The sequence below is a fragment of the Henriciella marina DSM 19595 genome, from assembly GCF_000376805.1.
Taxonomy (GTDB): domain Bacteria; phylum Pseudomonadota; class Alphaproteobacteria; order Caulobacterales; family Hyphomonadaceae; genus Henriciella; species Henriciella marina.
In genome coordinates, this window is record NZ_AQXT01000002.1 from 1045516 (window position 1) to 1066448 (window position 20933).

At 55.5% G+C, this 20933-nt stretch carries 19 protein-coding genes and 1 tRNA gene; 8 read left to right on the forward strand and 12 right to left on the reverse strand.

Annotated elements, in window-relative coordinates; genetic code table 11:
* Positions 1 to 8: 8 nt before the first annotated feature.
* The 5 genes from F550_RS0105190 to F550_RS0105210 all read right to left on the reverse strand — a co-directional run bounded on the left by F550_RS0105190 (position 9) and on the right by F550_RS0105210 (position 4056).
* A tRNA-Lys gene (locus F550_RS0105190) sits at positions 9 to 84 on the reverse strand.
* Between the two features lie 50 nt (positions 85 to 134).
* Positions 135 to 869: a proteasome-type protease gene (locus tag F550_RS0105195; RefSeq protein ID WP_018147469.1), complete on the reverse strand. Its 735-nt coding sequence runs from the start codon at positions 867 to 869 to the stop codon at positions 135 to 137.
* Positions 870 to 871: 2 nt separating this feature from the next.
* A complete protein-coding gene (locus tag F550_RS0105200; protein WP_018147470.1) occupies positions 872 to 1681 on the reverse strand; it encodes a transglutaminase family protein in 810 nt (269 codons plus the stop codon).
* 9 nt (positions 1682 to 1690) lie between these two features.
* On the reverse strand, positions 1691 to 2629 hold the full coding sequence (locus tag F550_RS0105205) for an alpha-E domain-containing protein (RefSeq protein ID WP_026180584.1): 939 nt from the start codon (positions 2627 to 2629) through the stop codon (positions 1691 to 1693).
* Positions 2629 to 4056, reverse strand: a complete 1428-nt coding sequence (locus F550_RS0105210; protein ID WP_018147472.1) for a circularly permuted type 2 ATP-grasp protein — start codon at positions 4054 to 4056, stop codon at positions 2629 to 2631. Before F550_RS0105210 ends, F550_RS0105205 begins: the two co-directional genes overlap by 1 nt.
* Before the next feature lie 274 nt (positions 4057 to 4330).
* Between F550_RS0105210 and F550_RS0105215 the strand changes: the two genes are divergently transcribed.
* The 4 genes from F550_RS0105215 (at position 4331) to terL (ending at position 9242) form a co-directional block, all read left to right on the forward strand.
* Positions 4331 to 5653 carry a glycosyltransferase family 4 protein gene (locus F550_RS0105215; protein ID WP_169332246.1) on the forward strand — a complete coding sequence of 441 codons (1323 nt, stop codon included), beginning with the start codon at positions 4331 to 4333 and terminating at the stop codon, positions 5651 to 5653.
* 459 nt (positions 5654 to 6112) lie between these two features.
* Positions 6113 to 7411, forward strand: coding sequence for a site-specific DNA-methyltransferase (locus tag F550_RS16925; protein WP_051076816.1), 1299 nt, complete (start codon positions 6113 to 6115; stop codon positions 7409 to 7411).
* Positions 7408 to 7821 carry a DUF5681 domain-containing protein gene (locus F550_RS18430; protein ID WP_018147475.1) on the forward strand — a complete coding sequence of 138 codons (414 nt, stop codon included), beginning with the start codon at positions 7408 to 7410 and terminating at the stop codon, positions 7819 to 7821. Before F550_RS16925 ends, F550_RS18430 begins: the two co-directional genes overlap by 4 nt.
* Entirely contained in the window at positions 7818 to 9242 is a 1425-nt protein-coding gene (terL, locus tag F550_RS16935; protein WP_018147476.1) for a phage terminase large subunit, read from the forward strand. Before F550_RS18430 ends, terL begins: the two co-directional genes overlap by 4 nt.
* Before the next feature lie 24 nt (positions 9243 to 9266).
* Here the strand turns inward: terL and F550_RS0105235 are convergent, their stop codons facing one another.
* From F550_RS0105235 to rfbB, 4 genes are all read right to left on the reverse strand, one after another.
* The gene (locus F550_RS0105235) at positions 9267 to 9449 is read right to left on the reverse strand and encodes a helix-turn-helix domain-containing protein (RefSeq protein WP_018147477.1); all 183 of its coding nucleotides are present in this window, start codon (positions 9447 to 9449) and stop codon (positions 9267 to 9269) included.
* A 130-nt stretch (positions 9450 to 9579) separates the two neighbouring features.
* Positions 9580 to 10440: a glucose-1-phosphate thymidylyltransferase RfbA gene (gene rfbA, locus F550_RS0105240; RefSeq protein ID WP_018147478.1), complete on the reverse strand. Its 861-nt coding sequence runs from the start codon at positions 10438 to 10440 to the stop codon at positions 9580 to 9582.
* Positions 10437 to 11339 carry a dTDP-4-dehydrorhamnose reductase gene (gene rfbD / locus F550_RS0105245; protein ID WP_018147479.1) on the reverse strand — a complete coding sequence of 301 codons (903 nt, stop codon included), beginning with the start codon at positions 11337 to 11339 and terminating at the stop codon, positions 10437 to 10439. The genes rfbA and rfbD overlap by 4 nt, the downstream gene beginning before the upstream one ends.
* Positions 11340 to 11343: 4 nt before the next feature.
* The gene (gene rfbB, locus F550_RS0105250) at positions 11344 to 12438 is read right to left on the reverse strand and encodes a dTDP-glucose 4,6-dehydratase (RefSeq protein ID WP_018147480.1); all 1095 of its coding nucleotides are present in this window, start codon (positions 12436 to 12438) and stop codon (positions 11344 to 11346) included.
* 341 nt (positions 12439 to 12779) lie between these two features.
* Here rfbB and F550_RS16940 point away from each other — a divergent pair, with 341 nt between their 5' ends.
* From F550_RS16940 to F550_RS18835, 4 genes are read left to right on the forward strand one after another with little or no spacing between them, the layout of a single operon-like run.
* Complete coding sequence (locus F550_RS16940) at positions 12780 to 13460, forward strand: polysaccharide biosynthesis/export family protein (RefSeq protein WP_018147481.1); 681 nt, start codon at positions 12780 to 12782, stop codon at positions 13458 to 13460.
* Positions 13461 to 13483: 23 nt separating this feature from the next.
* A complete protein-coding gene (locus F550_RS0105260; protein ID WP_018147482.1) occupies positions 13484 to 15748 on the forward strand; it encodes a GumC family protein in 2265 nt (754 codons plus the stop codon).
* A 2-nt stretch (positions 15749 to 15750) separates the two neighbouring features.
* The gene (locus F550_RS0105265; RefSeq protein WP_018147483.1) at positions 15751 to 16902 is read left to right on the forward strand and encodes a hypothetical protein; all 1152 of its coding nucleotides are present in this window, start codon (positions 15751 to 15753) and stop codon (positions 16900 to 16902) included.
* Positions 16899 to 18320 (forward strand): O-antigen ligase family protein, encoded by a 1422-nt coding sequence (locus F550_RS18835; RefSeq protein ID WP_156807823.1) that lies wholly within the window; start codon positions 16899 to 16901, stop codon positions 18318 to 18320. The genes F550_RS0105265 and F550_RS18835 overlap by 4 nt, the downstream gene beginning before the upstream one ends.
* A gap of 119 nt (positions 18321 to 18439) precedes the next feature.
* Here the strand turns inward: F550_RS18835 and F550_RS19550 are convergent, their stop codons facing one another.
* The 3 genes from F550_RS19550 to nusG are packed head-to-tail and all read right to left on the reverse strand — an operon-like array spanning position 18440 to position 20665.
* Positions 18440 to 18802 (reverse strand): VanZ family protein, encoded by a 363-nt coding sequence (locus F550_RS19550; protein WP_018147485.1) that lies wholly within the window; start codon positions 18800 to 18802, stop codon positions 18440 to 18442.
* A gap of 14 nt (positions 18803 to 18816) precedes the next feature.
* Positions 18817 to 20133 (reverse strand): sugar transferase, encoded by a 1317-nt coding sequence (locus F550_RS0105280; RefSeq protein WP_018147486.1) that lies wholly within the window; start codon positions 20131 to 20133, stop codon positions 18817 to 18819.
* A 19-nt stretch (positions 20134 to 20152) separates the two neighbouring features.
* A complete protein-coding gene (nusG, locus tag F550_RS0105285; protein WP_040500450.1) occupies positions 20153 to 20665 on the reverse strand; it encodes a transcription termination/antitermination protein NusG in 513 nt (170 codons plus the stop codon).
* Positions 20666 to 20933 lie beyond the last annotated feature (268 nt).

The window sequence follows — 20933 nt, forward strand, 5'->3', positions numbered from 1 at the left end:
TGGGGAAGTGGTGCGCCCATGAGGATTCGAACCTCAGACCCGCTGATTAAGAGTCAGCTGCTCTACCAACTGAGCTATAGGCGCACTTTTAGTACAGTTCCGGCATGTAATACGCCGCCACTGGATTGCAAATATTAGACTTCGTATTTTGGCAGCGAGGCGAACGCCGCTTTCAGGGCTTCGCCCCAGTTTGCGGAAATTTCTGAGTAGTAGGGGTCGTCTTCTTCGATCCGGGTCTGCTTGAGGATGTCGATGCTGTCCTTCTCATAAAGCAGCAGATCGAGCGGCAAGCCGACCGAAAGGTTGGCTTTCACTGTGGAGTCGAACGACACCATGAGGAGCTTGACTGCTTCAGCGAATGACATGTCAGGGTCATGGGCCCGCACCAGGATGGGGCGGCCGTATTTCGTCTCGCCGATCTGGAAGTATGGGGTTTCATCGCTCGCCTCGACGAAATTGCCTTCCGGGTAGATCATGAAGAGGCGCGGTTCGCTGCCGGCGATCTGACCGCCGAGGATAAGCGTCGCTCGAAACTGCGATTCAGCATCTGGGCCTGTTGCCGGCGCACTTTCCTTGATGACATCGCGCAACGTCTTGCCGACAAGGCGCGCGGCTTCGAACATGGACGGCACTTCGAGAATCGAGGGATGGCGCTCTTCGGGCGCCTTGGTGCGCTCTTCAAGCATGCTGACCACGGTTTGAGTCGTCGCAAGGTTGCCTGCCGTCATCAGAACGAAGGTGCGGTCGCCTGGAACATTCCAGGTGAACATCTTCCGATATTTCGAAATATTGTCGACGCCCGCATTGGTGCGGGTGTCTGACATGAAGACAAGCCCCTTATTGAGGCAAAGACCCACGCAGTATGTCATAATTATTGCTGCTGTTGCTGCACCTGAACCGACACTTCCAACCCCTGCTGAGCACTTCCGAAACTCAGCCCCGAAATCGGTGCGGCATCAATGTAATCCAGCCCCGTCGCCACGGCGACATATCTCGCGTCCGGCGAAATGGCATTGGAGACATCGAATCCCACCCATCCCAAGCCTTCAACATACGCCTCTGCCCATGCATGGGAAGCATCCTGTTGCACACGGTCATTCATCATCAGATAGCCGCTCACATAGCGGGCCGGATATCCAAGGAGCCGGGCGCATGTGATGAATATCTGGGTATGGTCCTGGCAGACGCCGCTTCCTGTGGCTGCGGCTTTCTCGGCGGATGTCGCAACACCGGTCGTTCCCGCCTCATAACGAACCATCTCAGAGATCTTCATCATGAGCGCGTGAAGCCGCGCGACGTCGTTCTCGTAGGTCCCGTCAAGGCGAGCGTTGATCGCGCGGATCGCTTCGCCCGGTGTCGTAAGGGGGGTCCTGCGGCGATAAAGCCAAAGCGGGGTCCAGCCGCCATGCTCGCCGACGACACCGCTTTCGTCCTGCGTAATGACGGTGCCCTCTGCGCGGATCACCAGTTCGTTGGCGCCCTCTTCCAGACCGATCAGCAATGTCTGATTGTTGAACTGGTCAACGAAATGGACTTGCTCGCGCCCGCCTTCGACGCTGACGGACCAGTCCTCGACATCTTGGCCACGCCGTGTTTTCGGAACGAGGCGGATCTGCTGGAGTCCGTAGACGGCAGGTTCGGCAAATTCATACCGGGTCAGATGAGCGATCTTGAGGCGCACGGGTCTCCTTCAGGTGTAAAACCGGTAATCTGTCTCGATCTGCAAACCGAGAGAGCCATTAGATTTGATAATGGATTGGATGAACTGGTGCAGGCCGCCGTCGAAGATGGTTTCGACATCGGTATGGGTGAGACGCGTCAGTGTTTCTTCGCAAAGCGCACGGCTGGGCCGTGTCTCGCCATATTCCTCTTCGAGATAGCCAAGATTGCGTGCCAGATTGGTGTAGCAGAAAGCGATTGACCGAGGCAGTCGCTGATCAAGGATCAGGAAGTCCGCTATTGGCCGCGGGCCGCTTTCCTTGTTCAGCCAGGCAAAGCTCCGCTCTGCGGCGGCCGAGCGCAGGATGGCTTCCCATTGAAAATTGTCGATCGTCGAGCCAACCATGGAAACAGATGGAAGGAGTACGTAATATTTGACGTCGAGGATACGGGCGACATTGTCGGCCCGCTCGATGAACGTGCCGATCCCACAGAAATTGAAAATGTCGTTACGCAACATCGTGCCTTGGAGGGCACCGCGGACCTGCGCGCTCTGCTGGCGTATAAGTTCCAGCACATTGGGAAGGTCGGCATCAGACACCGGACGGGCGAGTGCGTCCTTCAATCTCATCCACGTATCGTTGACCGCTTCCCACACCTCGCGGGTCAGGGCGACACGCACCATGCGAGCGTTGTTCCGCGCCGCCTCTACAACAGACATGACGCTGGACGGGTTGGAGTGATCGCGAAGCAAAAAATCGATAACGTCGGCGCGTTTCACCGTGTCATGCTTTTGAAGGAATATTTCCTTCACATTAGCGGTTGAGAGCACTGACTCCCATTCAGAATCGTCGGCAGCCGAGCGCGTCATCGTCATGCGCGAACCGGCCTCGATCAGGCGTGCGTTGTTGGCGCTGCGTTCAAGGTAGCGGCACATCCAGAACAGGCCGCCGGCTGTCTTACCAAGCATCATGACTCAAGGACCCATGTATCCTTGGTGCCGCCGCCCTGACTGGAATTCACGACCAGTGAGCCTTTTTTCAGCGCGACGCGCGTCAGGCCGCCCGGCGTGATGTCGATGCCGTCCGGCGAGACCAGTACGAATGGTCGAAGATCAACATGCCGCGGGGCGAGGCCCTTATTGGTGAAGATTGGCACCGTGGAAAGCGCAAGCGTGGGCTGCGCGATATAGCCGTCCGGCTTGGCTTTCAGCTTGGAGCGAAAATCTGCGATCTCCCTGCGGTTAGCAGCCGGGCCAACGAGCATGCCATACCCGCCAGACCCGTGAACTTCCTTCACAACGAGTTCTTCGAGATTATCGAGCACGTAAGCGAGCGAATCCGGCTCGGAGCAACGCCAGGTCGGCACGTTCGGGAGCTTCGCCTTCTCGCCCGTATAGAACTCGACGATTTCCGGCATGTACGAATAGATTGCCTTGTCGTCGGAGATACCCGTGCCGGGCGCATTGGCGATCGTAATGCCCCCTGCCCTGTAGACATCAAGGATACCTGGCACACCCAGCATCGAGTTCGGATTGAAATTTAGCGGGTCGAGAAAGTCGTCATCGACGCGGCGATAGAGAACATCGACCGGCATATACCCTTGTGTCGTGCGCATCGCGACGCGGCCATTGATGACCCGCAGATCATGGCCTTCGACCAGCTCAGCGCCCATTTCGTCAGCCAGAAAAGCGTGCTCAAAATACGCTGAATTGTGAATGCCGGGCGTCAGAACGGCGATCACCGGGTTGTCCTTGCAGGCTGGCGGCGCGCAAGCCGCAAGCGAGCGGCGCAGGCGCTTGGGATAGGTCGACACCGAGCGAACGCGGTTCTGGATGAAGAGCTCAGGAAACATCTCGAACATCGTTTCCCGGTTCTCCAGCATATAGGAGACACCAGACGGCGTGCGGGCATTGTCTTCGAGCACGAAGAACTCGTCTTCGCCGGTCCGGACGATGTCCGTGCCGACAATATGCGTGTAAATGCTGCCAGGAGGCTCAACGCCGATCATCTTCGGCAGGTACGCCTCATTGTTGCTGATCATGTGAGCCGGAATCCGCCCTGCCTTGATGATCTCCTGGCGGTGATAGATGTCATGCAAAAAGGCGTTCAATGCACGAACCCGCTGCTCAATGCCTTCTGAAAGCTTGGTCCATTCCCTGTTCGACAGGATATGCGGCACGATATCAAAAGGGATCAGCCGCTCATTGGCTTCCTCGCGCCCATAGACATTGAATGTGATCCCTGTACGCCTGAAGGCCTGTTCGGCTTCATCTGCCTTACGACGTAGGCGACCACTCTTCTCGCCTTGGTACCATTCATTGTAGGTCTGATAGGGGCCGCGCGGCGTCTCGCCGGTGCCAAACATCTCATCAAAAGGCGGGTTGTCCTTCGACATACAGCTCCGTCAGCATCTTTCCACAGCTATGTTTAACACCTACCGAGCGCTATTGGCTGAGGCAATGGCGCGGCGCCGACTTATTGGGAGTTAGCGCACCGCTGCATAAAAACCAGTCAGCAAAACCAAGAGTTTATGGAGAACTCTTCACGTAGCGATGCCCGGACAAAACAAGCCTCGGCGGTCAATCTGATTGTGACTGGAATGCAACAGTGATGGATACCACCTGCGAACACCAATGCAACCGTTAACAGCATCTGGCGTTTGGGTTGTCATGAGACAGATGCAGTACACCAATCCGATCGCGCCGGTTGAGGGGCTGGAAGAGAGCCCTCCGCTTGAGGTCGCCATCCTGACCTGGGAATATCCGCCGATCCCATCAGCGAAGGGCCGCGTTGCCTGTGAGGTCGCACACGGTCTTGCGCGCCACGGCGCCAACGTCCGCGTCTTTACGATGGACCGCGACGACGTCGTGCGTACCGATCACGAACGTCTCGAGGTTATCGGGTGCGCAAACCGCATCACCGGTCTGCGTCGCCTCATGCGTAAGGTGCCGGGGTTAGAGCACGTTGCCGCCGCCGCCGCCTTTCGCGAATGCTTGCACGAAGAACATGATCGCCGCCCGTTCGACATTATCGAAGCCGCCAATTGGGGCGCCCCTGCTGCCATGCTTATGGATACCGGTCTTCCGGTCGTCATCCGCAACTCGGCGCCGCATAGCCTCGACGAAGCTGACAACAATTCGATCGGCGAGCGCTTCTCCAACCGCATCGTCAGTGGGATGGAAGCGCGCTGCAATCATCGCGCCGATGCGATTATTTCAAACAGCCGCAGCCACGCCAACGCCATCCGCGACTGGTATGACCTGACGCCCGGCCTTATCCATATGGTCACGCCGCTGTCGGTTGACCCAGTGATCCGCAAAGCCGGTGCAAACGCCGCCTTCCCGCCCGCCCATGCACGCCTTCGCCTCGCTTACATTGGTGACGACAGCATGCGCAAAGGCTTCGATGAGATGCTGCTTGGCTTCCAGAAGGTCGCTCAGCAGTTCCGCGACGAAGGCGAGCCCCTGCCCGAGCTCCACTTGATGGGTCTTGAAACCGGCGCGCTGGATGCCCGCGCCGAGCAGCTGGGCCTCTCAGAGAGCCTGCTTGAACAAGTCTTCGACTATGGACGCGTCACCGACGAGTCGATGGCGCACATCCTGACGCGCTGCCATGCGGTTCTGGCCCCATCACGCTATCAGTCCTTCGGCTCAGTCTATCACGAAGCCGCCGCCTTCGGCCGCCCGCTGATCGCCTGCTCTGAAGACCCAACAGCCGTTGAGCATGTTCGCAAACATGAGTGCGGTGTCCTTACCGACGGCTGCACGCCGGACGCGATCGCCGAGACCATCACCAACCTCTTCAATGACCGCCAGGCCATGCTCGACATGCGAAAAGCCGGTCTGGAAGCGGCAAAGTCGTGGACCCGAGAAGAACTCGGCGCCCGCACCCTGCAAATCTACCGCCGCGCCATGCGCCTCGAAGCGATCACTATTCCAGGCACGCAGCCTACCGGTGATTATCAGGGCGCATTCGGTCACGTTCGCGCCTGATTAGCTGCCCATAAATTAGCATTTGTCGCCCTGCGCCTTTCCGGAGGCGTGGGGCTTCTTCTGGTTTGGATTCCTGCTTCGTCAAATTTCCGACAAGCGTTCCTTGGTCTGGACCGCGTCCATAAATGAACGCTTTTCTTCCCGCGCCAAAACCGAATCAAAGGTCAAGAGGCCGTGGCAAGCGAGAGCCGGTTGGGCTCGACCTGTTCCTGTAGCTGGTCACTACAGGAACCGAACGAGGCACTTAGTGGTCTGATAAGAATCAGCTTTTCGATTCCGACGAAAGCTCCATTTCTTAAAGTTTTGCGAAATAAATCGAAATAAATCAGAGACTTGACAGCCTCGCCTTTTTTGCAAACTCTAGTTACATCAGACCAATAAAAAGGAGATCGAAAAAACATAGATCCGCTAGGGCAACGAGGCCCACTTTATGGAACTAAAGACGTTCGATAAAAAACAATGCCTCAACAAGCTACGATCATCCATGTCGATCCCCAAGAGCTAACGGCTCGCAAGAACAACGCCCGCACGCACAGCAAGAAACAGGTTCGCCAGATCGCGAACAGCATCGAGCGATTTGGCTTTATCAATCCTGTTTTGGTGGATGGACGAGGGCAATTGCTCGCGGGACATGGCCGACGTGAAGCGGCAATACTACTTGGGTTGAAATCGATCCCGTGCATTCGCTTCGATCATATGACCGAGCATGAGATGCGCGCTTACGTCATCGCGGACAACCAGCTGGCTTTGAAGGCCGGCTGGGACGAAGACCTCCTCGCAATCGAACTCGGCGCCCTAAGCGAGATGGATCTCGACTTCGATCTTGAGATCACTGGCTTCGATACAGCGGAGATTGATCTTATCATCGACGGGGCCGACCAGGCGCCGGCAGCCGATCCAAAAGAGGAAGTTGTTCCGCCTAAGAATTCTGTGCCGAGGCGCTGTGAGCCAGGCGATATCTGGCAACTTGGCCGGCACCGGCTGATGTGCACGGATGCCCGCAACCCTATGACCATTCGTCTCCTCATGGCAGGTGCGAAGGCGGACATGATCTTCACGGATCCGCCCTACAACGTGGCGATCGATGGCAATGTCTGCGGCTCGGGCTCGGTGAAGCACCGGGAGTTTGCGATGGCTTCAGGCGAGATGAGCAAGGCGGAGTTCACGGCCTTTCTCAAGGACACGTTCAAGATCCAGGCGCGCTACTCGATCGATGGGTCTATCCACTTTGTCTGCATGGACTGGCGGCACATGGCCGAGATCCTCAGCGCGGGTGAAGGCGTCTATTCCGAGCTCAAGAACTTGATCACCTGGGTGAAGGATAATGGCGGCATGGGGACGTTCTACCGCTCCCAACACGAGCTGATCTTCGCCTTCAAGAAGGGCACCGCCCCACACACCAACAATTTCGAGCTCGGCCAGCATGGGCGCTACCGCACCAATGTCTGGCACTATCGCGGTATGAACTCGGCCGGCGCGAACCGCGCTGACGAGCTTGCCATGCATCCCACGGTCAAACCCGTCGCCATGATCGCTGACGCCATCCGTGATGTCTCTAAGCGCAACGGCATTGTTCTGGACCTTTTCGGGGGATCGGGCAGCGCCTTGCTGGCTGCCGAGAAAACAGGCCGGCGGGCGTACCTCGCCGAGATCGACCCGCTCTATTGCGATGTCATCCTGCAGCGCTGGGAGACTTACGCAAAGGGCGATGCTGAACGCATCTTTTCAACCCACCAGCCAAAGGAGAACGGCGCATGAGCGGAAAGAAAAAAGGATTTGATCCGGAGAAGGCCCCCTATGATGTCGGCTTTGGCAAAACACCCAAGGACACGCGCTGGAAGCCTGGAAAGTCTGGCAACGAAAAGGGCCGACCTAAAGGGAGCAAGAATTTGAAAACTGACCTCGAAGAAGAATTGAGTGAGATGATCGAGTTTACCGAACGCGGTCAACGCAAATCCTGTTCAAAGCGACGAGCAATCATCAAGCAGCTCACTGCAAAGGCTGCGAAAGGCGATGTGCGCTCAGCGGCCCTGATTCTGAAATACGACTTAGACGCCGGTCATTCAAGGCCATCCGATAGGGATGCCGACGATCTCACCGAGACGGAGGCAAAGCGGTTGGAGAATTATGTCTTGCGGGAGGCGAAGAAACTTAAGGATGCGGGATGAAGCGCGCTCTGTATCAACAAACCCTCCGGCAAGCGTTCGACCTCTTTGTCGCGCACGCCTTCGAGCAACTTCATCCTGGCACGCCCTATTTACCAAATTGGCATATTGAGGCGATTAGCTGGAAGCTTGATCAAATCAGGCGGGGCGAGTGCAAGCGGCTCATCATTACCGTCCCGCCGCGCTCGCTCAAATCCTTCACCGTGTCGGTAGCTTGGCCAGCCTACCTGCTGGGCCAAGACCCGACGACGAACATCATGACCGTGTCTTACGGTGAAGAGCTTTCCATCGATCTGGCTCGCCAGTGCCGTCGTCTCATTGAGGAGACGGACTATCGCCATATTTTTCCGAAAACCCGTCTGGCGCGCGCAGCAGTCAATGACCTTGAGACCACGAAAGGCGGGCGGCGGATCTCTGCGACTAATGGCGGCGTACTGACCGGCCGTGGCGGCCACATCATTATTATTGACGACCCACAAAAACCTGACGAAGCTCAATCGGAAACCAGACGACGCAACACCATTAAATGGTTCGAAAACACACTCAGCACACGCCTCAACGATAAGGAGAACGGGGCGATCATCCTGATCCAACAACGTCTGCACGAGGAAGACCTCGCCGGGCATCTTCTCGCCAGAGGCGGCTGGGATCATCTCGACCTTCCGGCCATTGCCGAGCGCGATGAGGAAATCCAGACAGGGCACGCTGAATTCCATTCGCGAAAGGAAGGCGAGGCACTCCATCCGGAACGTGAAAGTTTCGCAGCGCTGGAGCGCCAGCGACAGGAAATGGGAAGTTACGCCTTCTCCGCACAGTATCAGCAGCGCCCGGTGCCTGAGACGGGCAACCTCATCCGGCCGGCTTGGTTCAAGCGTTATGAGGAAGCTCCGGAAATCAAGCCCGGCGTGCGGACAATCCAATCCTGGGATTTTGCCGTCACAGACAGCGCAGGGAGTGATTACACCGTTTGCCTGACAGCGCTCGTTCAGAAGAACCAGATCTTCATTTTCGATATCTTCCGTGACAGGCTTAATTACCCCGCGCAGAAGAAAAAGTACGCCGAGCTTGGCCAAAAATGGCTTCCTCGCTCAATCCTGGTTGAGAAGGCCGCAAATGGTCAACCGCTCTTGGACGACCTCCGCGCCAGGCCCGTGCCGGGGGTAGTTTCGCCAATTGGCGTCAAGCCATCGGGAAGTAAGGTGGAGCGCCTATCGATCTATAGCAGCCGTATCGAAGCTGGCGATGTATATTTACCTCGCGACGCCTCGTGGCTCGACGCCTTCATCCACGAAATCGCCGCCTTTCCCAATGGGAAACATGATGACCAGGTCGATGCGCTTTCTCAACTACTGCAGTGGCTAAAGGCGGATTGGCAAAGCTACCCCGTCTCAAGGGATGATTGGGCGCGCCACGAATTAATCTGATCGGCAGGGGCTGATCACATTAAGTCAGTCAGGGTCCCTTTTAAAAAATTCCGCCGGCAAGGCCTCGAGCGCTATTGCCAGTTGATCGATGACAATCACGGTCGGACTTTTGACCCCGTGCTCAACACCCGAGATATAAGTGCGATTAAGGCTGGAACGATCGGCATGTTCCTGCGACCAGCCTTTCAGATTACGAAGCCGTTTCATGTTGGCGCCGCCCTCAACCCGTATATCAACGCACGCTGCTGGAGCGCCATGCCGACTCTAAAACTACCACCTACAAGGATCTAAACTCTCAGCTTTTTGCTTAGTGAAGAATTGATCCAGTAGCAGCAATTCAATCGAGAAGCCCCGAAAGATACTCGCCATATTCGTTCTTGTAGGTCTCTGAGAGTTTGAGCAGCTGCTCATCTCCGATGAAGCCAGCGCGCCAGGCGACTTCTTCGGGGCAGGCGATCTTGATACCTTGCCGCTTCTCGATGGTCTGCACGAATTGCGAGGCCTGGATCAGCCCATCGAACGTGCCTGCATCCAGCCAGGCTGTCCCACGTGGAAGGCTGTTTACGGTCAGCTCCCCCTTGTTGAGATAGGCTTCGTTCACACTCGTGATCTCAAGTTCGCCACGCTCGGACGGTTTGACGTCCTTGGCGATATCAACAACCTGATTGTCGTAAAAGTAGAGCCCCGTCACAGCGAGATTGCTCTTTGGCTTGTCCGGTTTCTCTTCAATCGAGATGGCCCGGCCGTTCTCGTCCATCTCGACGACACCAAATGAGGATGGATCGTTGACCTGGCAAGCGAAGACCTGTGCCCCTGTTTCCAGCTCACCAGCGTCCTTCAAAATGCTGCCAAGGCCGGACCCGTAAAACATGTTGTCGCCGAGCGCGAGGGCGCTTTTGTCCTGGCCGATCCATTCAGCGCCAATGAGAAACGCTTCCGCAAGTCCTCTGGCTTCAGCCTGCGGTGCATAAGCGAAATTCATGCCCCAATCAGACCCGTCACCTAGCATTCTTTGAAACACTGGAAGCGATTCCGGCATCGAGATGACAAGGATGTCGCGGATACCGGCCAGCATCAGCGTCGTGATCGGATGATAGATCATCGGCTTGTCGTAAACGGGAAGAAGCTGTTTCGACACGCCTTTGGTGATCGGATAAAGGCGCGTTCCCTTGCCCCCGGCCAGAATGATACCCTTCATGTTTTCCAAGCTCCTGTCTCGACAAGTCTGTTTACGCACGCGCGCATGCTCTCGCGCCAGTGTGGCATCTCTATTCCGTAAGCCTGCTCGAGTTTCCTGCAATCGAGACGCGAATTAGACGGTCGCTTTACGGGCGTTGGGAACTCTGCAGATGTAATTCTTTTTACCTTAGCGGTGGGACCGCCGATGCTGGCGCTGTGCTCGAAGATTGCCGACGCGAAATCAGCCCAACTTGCCTCTCCCGTACCAGACAGATGGTAGATACTGTGCTGAACAGGCTGGCGCTCGACCAGTATGGTTTTCGAGACGGCTATGATCGCGCTGGCGATATCGTGGGCTGCGGTGGGGTTGCCGAGCTGGTTCATCACGACGCCAAGCGCGTCACGCTGCTCGGACACCCGTAACATTGTCTTGCAGAAATTCTTGCCGAACGGGCTGTAAACCCAGGCGGTCCGCATGACGATACTATTCGGGTTTGCCTCTATGACAGCAATTTCGCCCTCGCGCTTCGTGCGGCCATAGACCCCAAGAGGGTTGACCGGATCTTCTTCCGTATACGGAGCATCTTTCGATCCATCGAAGACGTAATCGGTCGACAGGTGAATGAGTGGGACACCAAGTGCTGCTGTCTGCCGCGCAAGCTCGCCGGGCGCCGCCGCATTCAGGGCGTGTGCGGCCTCTATCTCAGTCTCCGCCTGATCGACGGCCGTGTATGCCGCTGCGTTGACGACAAGGTCAGGCTGAATATCTGTGAGCGATTGGCGAATGGAGGCTGCGTCCAGCAGGTCAAGGTCGGGCCGTCCCCGGGCAGTAAGGCTGATGTCGTCCGGGAGATGGCTCTCCGCAAGTGCTTGTGCGACCTGGCCCTGGCTGCCGCAAACTAGGATTTTGAAAGTCATATGCTCAGACTTTTTCTGTCGAGCCGTGCTCAGCCTTACTGGCGGCGCTCTTGTCCAAGCCAAGTCTTTCGCCGGAATATACCGATTTGCGCAGCGGCTCCCACCATTGAGGATTGTCGATATACCAGCGCACGGTTTTCTTCAGCCCGCTTTCAAAATTCTCTTCGGCCTTCCAGCCAAGCTCATTCTCCAGCTTGGACGCATCGATCGCATAGCGTTGGTCATGGCCGGGCCGGTCAGCAACAAATTCGATCAGGTCACGGCGGGGCTTTTGCGCCGGACGCACCGCATCAAGTTCGTCGCAGATGGTCTGAACGACCTCCAGATTAGTGCGCTCATTGCGCCCGCCGACATTATAGGTTTCACCGAGCTCGCCTTTGTTGACGATCAGCCATAGCGCCTTGGCATGGTCGTCAACATACAGCCAGTCACGGATATTGGCTCCTGTCCCGTAAACGGGTAGCGTCTTGCCTTCGAGGGCATTCAGGATGACCAGCGGGATCAGCTTCTCAGGAAAGTGGTACGGCCCGTAATTGTTCGAACAATTGGAGATAATGACCGGCAGGCCATAGGTGCGGTGCCAGGCCTTGGCGAGGTGGTCGGATGAGGCCTTGGATGCCGAATAGGGTGATGAAGGATCGTAGGGCGTCGTTTCGTGGAACAGGCCCTCTTCTCCGAGAGACCCGTAGACCTCATCGGTCGAGACATGCAGGAAGCGGAATGCCGATTGGCTCGCCTCGTCCAGGCCGGCCCAATACTGACGTGCTGTTTCCAGCAAGGTGTAGGTACCCACCACATTCGTCGTAATGAAATCGCTCGGCCCTGTAATCGACCGGTCCACATGGCTTTCAGCCGCCAGGTGCATCACATGTGTCGGCTGCTCGCTCGACATGAGATCTGCCATTGCAGACGCATCGCAGATGTCAGCCTGCACCAGCTTGAAGCGTGATGAACTGGAGATGGGGTCAAGGTTCGCCAAGTTCGCCGCATAGGTCAGCTTGTCGACCACCGTCACGTCGGCATCGGTATGTTCGATCAAGTGGCGCGCGACAGCAGACCCAATGAACCCGGCCCCTCCGGTGACGATAATTCGCGGCATCCTGCGCACCCCCAATTTGTAGGACTACGTACGTATAGAGGAGGACAGAAGTGCAAGTAAACTTTGGAGTTGCTTAGCGGCTTCAGCCACATTGACTCGCGCCGTAAACCCCAGACGCCGGAAGCCAAATTGATATTTCCCGAATTAGGTCACGAATTCCGGCCATTTAAAAATGGTTGATTACCCTGCTAAAATCTCAGGAAACTGGCACCAATTTTGCTTATGTCGGTGTAAAGCAGACTTTAAGACTGACTTGCATTCCTGACGAACCGCATAGTTGCAGTCACAGTAGCAGAGTATAAACATCAGGAACCAGATTGCGCTTGAGAGGGACACCACGCATGAGACGCTTTTTGACAAGTTTTCTTCTTGTTGCCGCTGTGTTCGTCACTGCTTGCGCCAGCGACAGCGGATCAACGTTCACCGATCGCCAGCTGCCGGCACCGGATACGACCAAGATGGTCCAAAACGACAATATGAGTATCGGCCCAAGTGATATGCTCGGCATAAAGGTGTTTGGGGTAAACGAACTAAACGGGTCATATCAAGTCGATCATTTGGGCCGTATCAAAATGCCTCTGATCGGCGAAGTTACCGCACAAGGCTATACCGCACTCCAGTTTGCCAGCGTTCTAGAGAGGCGGCTCGAAGATAATTATCTGCAGGATGCTGACGTCACCGTGTCTTTGCAGGAAAGCCGGAATGAGCAGATTACTGTTGATGGGTCTGTCCAGAAGCCGGGAATGATTGCGGTCAACGGCCAACTTGGCTTACTCCAGGCCGTCGCAATTGCAGGCGGTCCAACCGAAGGGGCCAATCCGAGAAATGTCATCGTGTTTCGGCAAGTGGATGGCGAGCAAGTAGGTGCGAGCTACGATCTCGTGGCCATCCGAAATGGAAATGCTGAAAATCCCAAAGTTTTTGGTAACGACATTATCGTCGTTGACGGTTCTGAGGCCCGACGGGCCCGTGGCGAACTTCTTCGGACAATTCCTCTCCTCAGCTTCTTCCTGATCCTTTAGATTTCCACCGCTGGTATGACCTCATGAACTACGACCGATTCGACAACCTCCCGAGCACCGGCCCGCGCAACGGCGCCCTGGGTGCGCCGCGTTCTCGCTCCGTCGAACGTTTCGAAGCCTTAGCGCATGACAATAGTGGACAGGGCGATGGAGACGACGGCATCAACATCTGGGAATTATTGCACGTCTTCCTACGTCGCAAATGGATGATCCTCTCAATCACACTTCTCGGTGTTACGATTGCTGCGATCATGACACTTCGCGTAACGCCGATGTATCGCGCCACAGCGACAATCGAGGTGCAGCAAAGGGAAACACAGATCATTGAAGGTGCATCAGTTGACCCCGCAGTTGTCGCTGATAGCCAGCACATGGAAACGCAATACGCGCTTCTCCAAAGCAGATCGCTTGCTGAGCGAGTTGCCGAAATGCTGAATTTACCTTCAGACGAAAGATACGCGAATCAAAGCCTACCCCGCAACGAAAGACTTGAACAAGCGGCGTCGAAAGTCGTGAACAATGTTCGGGTTGCCCCAGAGGGCCGCAGTCGCGTGGTAAATGTTCAATTCGTGAGCGCATACCCTCAGGAGGCTGCACGAATATCCAATGCGGTAGTTGAAAATTTCATCCAGACCACTCTCGAGCGCAAATATAACACAACAGCGTACGCCCGCGAGTTCGTAGAAGAAAGACTTCAGACCACCAAACAGGCCCTGGAAGATTCCGAGCGCCAACTTGTCGAATATGCGTCGCGTCAAAATATTCTCGAGCTCGGCGGAGAAGGTGGTGGTTCCCTCGATGCAACCTCCATCGTTTCGCTCAATCAGGAACTTGCTGCCGCTGAAAGTGAACGCATTGCCGCTGAGCAACGATACCGCGAAGCCCAAAGCAACCCGACTACGCGTACGATGCTTGAGAGTGAAGATCTAAGCCGGCTCCGAACACGCAGATCAGAACTGAATGCTGAGTATCAAGAGAAGCTTGGAACGTTCAAACCTGGCTACCCGGAGATGCAACAACTCCAAGCGCGGATCAGTTCGCTGGACGCCGAGATAGAGCAGGAACGTGAAGGCATCCTGACAGCTCTTGGAGCGGAGTATCGGGCCGCTCAAGCTAGGGAAGCATCCTTGAGTGAGCGCGTCAGCGAGCTGAGAGGTGAGCTTCAGGACCTTCGGGACCGCCGCATTGACTACACAATTATACAACGGGAAGTGGACACCAACCGCACACAATACGAAGCACTCCTTCAACGAATGAAGGAGATCTCAATTGCAAGCGGCGTCGGATCCAGCCAAGTTTCGATCATTGATCGCGCGCAGGTTCCTACTACCCCATTTGAGCCAAATTTAGAACGCACGTTGCTAATGGCGCTGCTACTGAGTCTGGCGCTCGGAGGGGGCCTCGCCTTCGCCCTCAATTATATAGACGATACGATTAAGACGCCTGACGATGTGAAGAGTAAGCTGGGGCTTCCGTCCATTGGCGTGGTACCAAAGGCTAGGAATAGTAAGGATATTGTGTCGAGCGAACTATCAGATCCCCGCTCGCCAGTATCAGAAGCATTCTTCTCCACCCGTACGGCACTTCAATTTACGACGTCTAGCGGTGCACCCCGGAGCCTGTTGATGACCTCAACAAGGCCAAGTGAAGGCAAGACAAGCTCAACGGTCGCACTTGCCATGGCGTTCGCCAAGATCGGTCAGCGTGTCCTGATCATCGATGCAGATATGCGAAAACCATCATTTATAGCAGATTCAGGTGCTTCAATAGGGCTATCGGGACTTCTTACGCGTGAAGCTAGCCTGCTTGAGAATATCGTAAACTCCCGGCATGATGGACTGTTTCTTCTTCCTGCAGGTGTTATCCCACCGAACCCTGCGGAGCTCCTTTCTAATCCGAGGCTTAAATCGATTATAGCCGAAGCCGAGCAAGCTTTTGATCTTGTCCTTGTTGACTCTCCGCCGGTACTGAGCTTCGCGGACGGCCCCATTCTGGGCTCGCTCTGCGAGGGTTCTGTGATTATCATCCAGTCCGGCGCTATTCGGACGCCGCAAGCCCTGCGGACTATAGGTCGTCTTATGGAAAGCCGCACGAATTTGCTCGGCGCCATCCTCACAAAATTTGATGCCAAGAAAGTTGGTTACGATTCAGCTTACTATTACGATTATTCTGGGCAGGGCGCGTACGCCTACCAACAAGGCAAGGTGTCCGATAGCGAAAGTGCCAAACGCAAGATTCACTTATTTTCCGACGCAAACGAAACGCCGCCTTATCGCGACGCGGAATAATCATGCGTTCACTGATAGTGATCGGGGGTTGGCTATTTCTGCTCTGGCTGGGCCTCAACACCCTCGGCAGCCTTGCTCCAAACCTGCTCCCCAGTGCGGTGACCGGCGCGCATGATGGGATCAACCGATTAGATTGGACGGAAATTCAATCGCCATTGGACGATCAAAACGCTCAGAACGCACTCCATTCCTGGTTTCTCGGAGCGCCTCTTTCGTCCCGTCCTTTTTCGGTCCGTATGGCCACCATAGCGCCGGGTGATGCCGAGCTTCGCTTAGTTAGACGCCGGCTTACCGAACATATTATTCGCATTGCCCCCAGGAACGCCCACGCGAGACTAGTGCTTGCTGAGATCGAATTTCAGGACGGAAACTTTGATCGCGGTGCTCTGAATATCTCCAATCTCCTGTCGATTGGTGGCGCCAACAACAGCTTACTGATTGATGCTTTGGTGGCTATGGCAGCCCAGACCGAAACCCGTCCCGCCATCGAGGAACTATTGCAAGGCGAGCCAGTATGGGGGGCTCGACTGGTTTCCAACCTCGCCGGTAAGCTCGACGACACTGATCTGTTGATCAGGTGGGCAATTGATTACCCACAAAGCCACGGCGATATTGTTAGAGCTCTTTATAATGCTGGGGAAGTCGACGAAGCCTATAGGGCATTTCTTAACTTTTTGCCCCCGGGCGGAAATAGTGATCCAACGATCCCTTTCGACAGCCGTTTTTTAGCGCTTGATGGCTCTGAGCCATTTAATTGGCGGCTCAGCCGGAACTTAGCCAGCTTCGAGCCCGGTGGCGGATTAGGCGTAAGCTTTTTCGGTCAAGGGAACCCTACCATTGCGCAGCAGGTCATCCATCTTACTCCTGGAGACTATAATATACAGGCCAGCATGGACGGAAATTTATACGAGCGCGGCGGAAAACTTAGATGGACAGTGCAATGTATCAGCTCGAAGAGCACCCAGTTGGCACTAGAAGTCCAGGAATTGTCCTCAAACAAAAGCTCCATAAGTGGAGCTTTTGAGGTGCCTGCCGAAGATTGCGATTTTCAGTGGCTTCAGCTTTCAGGCGTCGCTGGTGAATTTCCGCGTCCTGTGCGCGCACGCATCCATGAAGTTTTGATCACAGATGTCAGCGACGGTCCAGCACAGTGAAACTATCGCATATTAAGCGACGGACCGCAGGTTTTGCGCTTCCAATTCTGCTGGGCATCGCCGTGGCGCTGGGCGGTTCATCTGTTCCCGATGAGGCCCCCCGGTTATGGCTTTCTTTAGCCACTCTCATTTTGCTCATTGCTTTGCTGCCGGTAGCAACTCGGGAAGACTGGAGCCGTCCAACCCAATTCGTGCTCCTTCTCTCCGCATTATGGTTAGTCTGGTGTGCGCTTCAATTGGTACCTCTGCCCCGCTGGCTGTGGAGCCGGCTTGGTGACCGTTCCGTGATAGTAGAGGGTCTGGATTTATTGGGACTGCCGATAAACCAACCTATGCCGATTTCGTTCTCTCCACTTGAGGGTCGGCTGTCTCTAGCCGCCACAGCAGCTCCTCTCGCACTGTTTCTACTTGTCTCAATGCTCGGTTGGCGAAAAGGCGCTTCCCGGCTGAGTTGGACAGTTCCGATACTAGGCGCCCTGAGCGCGCTTCTAGGGTTAGCGCAAATTTTGACGGAAAATAGTGCTCATCTATACTTCTATGAAAATACCAATCCTGGTTCGCCCGTCGGCATATTCGCGAACACAAATCACCAAGCCTGTTTCCTGGCTATGTGCCTACCATTCGCGGCTGCCGCAATCCGAGAAGTAAGAGGAAACTGGAGATCCGGCGACGAGGATCATGCCAAGGCCATCGCATGCGCAGTTCTCTCACTTATCCTTCTGATTGGTGTTCTGGCTGCTGGGTCTGGCGCTGGCTACCTACTACTCGTACCGGCCTTGGTTCTAGGTGTGATCATAGCGAGAAAGCCTGCCTCATCGAAAAAAGTGCAGATCAAGCTTCCTTTCATAGTCATGGCGACTGCCGTCCTGTCCGCCATCGTTGTGGCATCCAGCCCTGTACTTGGCGGCCTCGGTCTCGCGGGCCTAGATACATCACGGACGTCCCGGATCGAGATTTGGGGCCTAACCGGCGAAGTGGCGGCCGACCACTGGCTCTTCGGAACTGGTATTGGGTCCTTTGACGAAGTTTATCGGCTCTATGAAGATCCTGATACGGTAACGCGTACATTCGCCAACCATGCCCACAACGATTATCTTCAGGCGATCGTAGAATTCGGGCTTCCGGGCACGCTCGTTGTTGGTCTCGGCCTTTTGCTTTTTGGCTATCTGTTCTTCCGGGTCTGGAGCCAGCATGGCGATGAACACCGACATTTGAAGCGAGCAGCTGCGACAGCACTGCTGATTGCGCTGCTGCACAGCTTTGTTGACTATCCTCTGCGGACGCCGGCTGTCGCGTGCCTGGCTGCGACCTGCTTTGCTCTACTCGTTATGGACCCCGCCAACAAACGAGGCAAAGGCCGCCGATCTACACAGCAACCCGGGTCCCACGCAAACAAAGCCCGCCACCGCGTCATATAACGCGCCACGGCTCAGACTTCTCGGCCGGCCACAGTCCTACAAGACTTCTGATGCCACTACGCAGTCGGAGAGCGGAACATGACTGTCCGCGAATAGTAACCGCCAATACGTGACTTCTCTCATGCTCGCATTCGCTCTCGGAGGTTCTTGGAGATTACTGGCGCTACCGCTCCTGCAACGCCAACTAGGTTGGCAAGCAAGTCGTATATGTCTGCGGTCCGACCAAAAAATGGCTGGGCCACTTCAACAGCGGCTGATTGGGTAATGATTATAACGGCCAGAACGGCAATCGGGATGCGTGGAAAGGCGAGGATCGCAATCGATGTTAAAGCGAAGTAGCCTAGGAAATGACCGGCCTTATCGCTCGGAATGAGGTGAACGACATTCACATCGCTTTCGACCGATGCCAGCGATAGAAATATGATCGCAGCATACAGAGCCAAAAACCCGGTACGAGCGAACCAGAGAATCGCCCTCACCATCGTATGTTCGCGCGCTACTTTGCACCAAGACCGGTCAACATTACGCGAACGGTCTGGATTGTGATGAAAACGTCTGTCCAGACCGAGAAATGCTTCACGTAATAGAAGTCGTATTCAAGCTTGCGTCGTACATCGTCAACGCTCGTAACATGGCCCTGCTTAACTTGCGCCCAGCCGGTAATGCCGGGCCGCACAATGTGCCGGTAGCGATAGAATGGGATTTCTTCTTCATACCATGACGAAAGGCTGAGCGTCTCGGGACGCGGGCCAATCCAGCTCATTTCTCCAATAAGGATATTCCATAGCTGGGGCAGCTCATCAATGCGGGTTTTGCGGATAAAACGGCCAGAACGCGTAATGCGCTGGTCTTCGTTCTTCGTCATATCCATGTTTCGGTCATCGCCTAAAGACAGCTCGCGCACGGTCATTGAGCGGAACTTGTACATGGTGAACATCTGGCCGCGATATCCCATCCGCTTCTGGCGGAAGATGACGGGTCCCGGACTATCGAGCTTGATCCAGATGGCCATAATCACGAAAAGCGGCGAAAAAAGCAGAAGCCCGGCAGCCGCTGTCATCGCATCGATATAGCGCTTTGCAGGCGCATAAATCGAGTCAGGGGCGAGGTGCCCAAAGGAGTTCTCTGAGAGGTGCTCAATCCGCACACGGCCCGCAAGCGATTCAACGATCTGCTTGGTATTGTAGATCACACGACCGGCAATGGCTTCTTCAGCGATATAGCGTTCCCATTCAGGGCTTAGCTCAGGATCCCGGAGATTGACCACCAAAGGAAGGTGGCGCTGCTTCGATGCGGCCTCAGGCGTAGAAAACTTGACCCAGCTGACGCCCGGCAGTGAGGCAAGCTCTTGGAGCTTTTGCGACGAGACAAGGCCAAGATTGGCTTCGCGGAAGCGTGCGACATAGTAGGAGAGCGCGAGAAACCATCCTGTCGTAAGCAGAAAGCTCGCGAGAAACTGCGCGCGGCTATATTCAAGACGCAGGATGAAGAAGATAGCGATGATGATCGCATACGAGGAGATGAAGGCTGGCGTAATGCTCGTGAACGCGTTCGACCCTGGCAGAACGGTCACCTTCCGGAAGACCATATAGCCGATCAGAACGGCGCAGAGCGTGCCAAATAGGGAATTGTCATAGCTGGCGATCTGGTCGGGCAAGCGCTCGAACTGACCGCGCAAGGTAACGGGCACCACCACACCAAACAGGATTGCCCCTACCAGCTGATGACGAATACGGAAGAGAGCGTCAGCGAGACGCCTCGAGAAACGGTCCTGCTGCTCGGTCCCGACCGCGAGATGGCTAAGCGTGTTCATGTCCCCTGCACTTCCATCTTTATCCAGCTCGAACGAGCTGTTGCTTCGGCAGTGTCACTTCGACATGCCGGGTCATCATGCCGATCAGCACTTTGACGCGGTCGGAGTCCGGCATTGACACAATCTCGCCGACCCAGTCCTCGAAAGCGCCGGACATAACGCGGATATTGTCACCAACCGCCAGGCGCTCTTCGAATTCTATCCCGCCATCGTCACTTGTCTGCGCGATGAAGTTTTCGACCATGCCAGACGGCAAGGCTGCAGGCCGGTCACCAAAACGCACCAACTTCGCCACACCGATCGTGCTATCGATCGCGCGCCATCTCATGCGCTGCATGTCAACGCTTACAAAGACATAGCCCGGAAAAATCGGCCGCAGCACGCGGCGAGTCTTCCTGGCATGCCTGACCGTACGCCACAGCTGCGGACAGGCAGTTTTGAACCCCTGACGATCCAGATGAGATGTTGCAAGAGCCTCTTTTCCGGAAAGTGTCTGTGCGGCAAACCAAGTGCATTGAGCGTCTGCTGTCATGTCCCCCCCCCTCACCGATGGGTCAATTGCAGGTGTATGCAGATCAAACACGAGCGAGCCGCATTTGCAAAAGAATTTTAATTAAAACTTTACCTTGCGGCCTTGACTGATTGAATCAGGTGCACACCGATTCGCAAGTCCTGTGCCGCTCACCTTAGGACGGTCATCACGTCGGAATACGTTGAGGTTTTCGGCATTTCACTCTATATGTATTAAACGCTTTCAATTAGGCGCTAGACGCTGACGAGAGCAGCAACCTCTATCGCGA

Coding starts and splice junctions, on each gene's coding strand:
- F550_RS16925 (WP_051076816.1), top strand. CDS start 6,113: ATGCCTCAACAAGCTACGATCATCCATGTCGATCCCCAAGAGCTAACG.
- rfbB (WP_018147480.1), bottom strand. CDS start 12,438: ATGCCGCGAATTATCGTCACCGGAGGGGCCGGGTTCATTGGGTCTGCT.
- terL (WP_018147476.1), top strand. CDS start 7,818: ATGAAGCGCGCTCTGTATCAACAAACCCTCCGGCAAGCGTTCGACCTC.
- rfbA (WP_018147478.1), bottom strand. CDS start 10,440: ATGAAGGGTATCATTCTGGCCGGGGGCAAGGGAACGCGCCTTTATCCG.
- F550_RS0105210 (WP_018147472.1), bottom strand. CDS start 4,056: ATGTCGAAGGACAACCCGCCTTTTGATGAGATGTTTGGCACCGGCGAG.
- F550_RS0105205 (WP_026180584.1), bottom strand. CDS start 2,629: ATGCTTGGTAAGACAGCCGGCGGCCTGTTCTGGATGTGCCGCTACCTT.
- F550_RS18430 (WP_018147475.1), top strand. CDS start 7,408: ATGAGCGGAAAGAAAAAAGGATTTGATCCGGAGAAGGCCCCCTATGAT.
- F550_RS0105260 (WP_018147482.1), top strand. CDS start 13,484: ATGAACTACGACCGATTCGACAACCTCCCGAGCACCGGCCCGCGCAAC.
- F550_RS19550 (WP_018147485.1), bottom strand. CDS start 18,802: ATGGTGAGGGCGATTCTCTGGTTCGCTCGTACCGGGTTTTTGGCTCTG.
- F550_RS0105265 (WP_018147483.1), top strand. CDS start 15,751: ATGCGTTCACTGATAGTGATCGGGGGTTGGCTATTTCTGCTCTGGCTG.
- rfbD (WP_018147479.1), bottom strand. CDS start 11,339: ATGACTTTCAAAATCCTAGTTTGCGGCAGCCAGGGCCAGGTCGCACAA.
- F550_RS0105280 (WP_018147486.1), bottom strand. CDS start 20,133: ATGAACACGCTTAGCCATCTCGCGGTCGGGACCGAGCAGCAGGACCGT.
- F550_RS0105235 (WP_018147477.1), bottom strand. CDS start 9,449: ATGAAACGGCTTCGTAATCTGAAAGGCTGGTCGCAGGAACATGCCGAT.
- F550_RS16940 (WP_018147481.1), top strand. CDS start 12,780: ATGAGACGCTTTTTGACAAGTTTTCTTCTTGTTGCCGCTGTGTTCGTC.
- nusG (WP_040500450.1), bottom strand. CDS start 20,665: ATGACAGCAGACGCTCAATGCACTTGGTTTGCCGCACAGACACTTTCC.
- F550_RS0105215 (WP_169332246.1), top strand. CDS start 4,331: ATGAGACAGATGCAGTACACCAATCCGATCGCGCCGGTTGAGGGGCTG.
- F550_RS0105195 (WP_018147469.1), bottom strand. CDS start 869: ATGACATACTGCGTGGGTCTTTGCCTCAATAAGGGGCTTGTCTTCATG.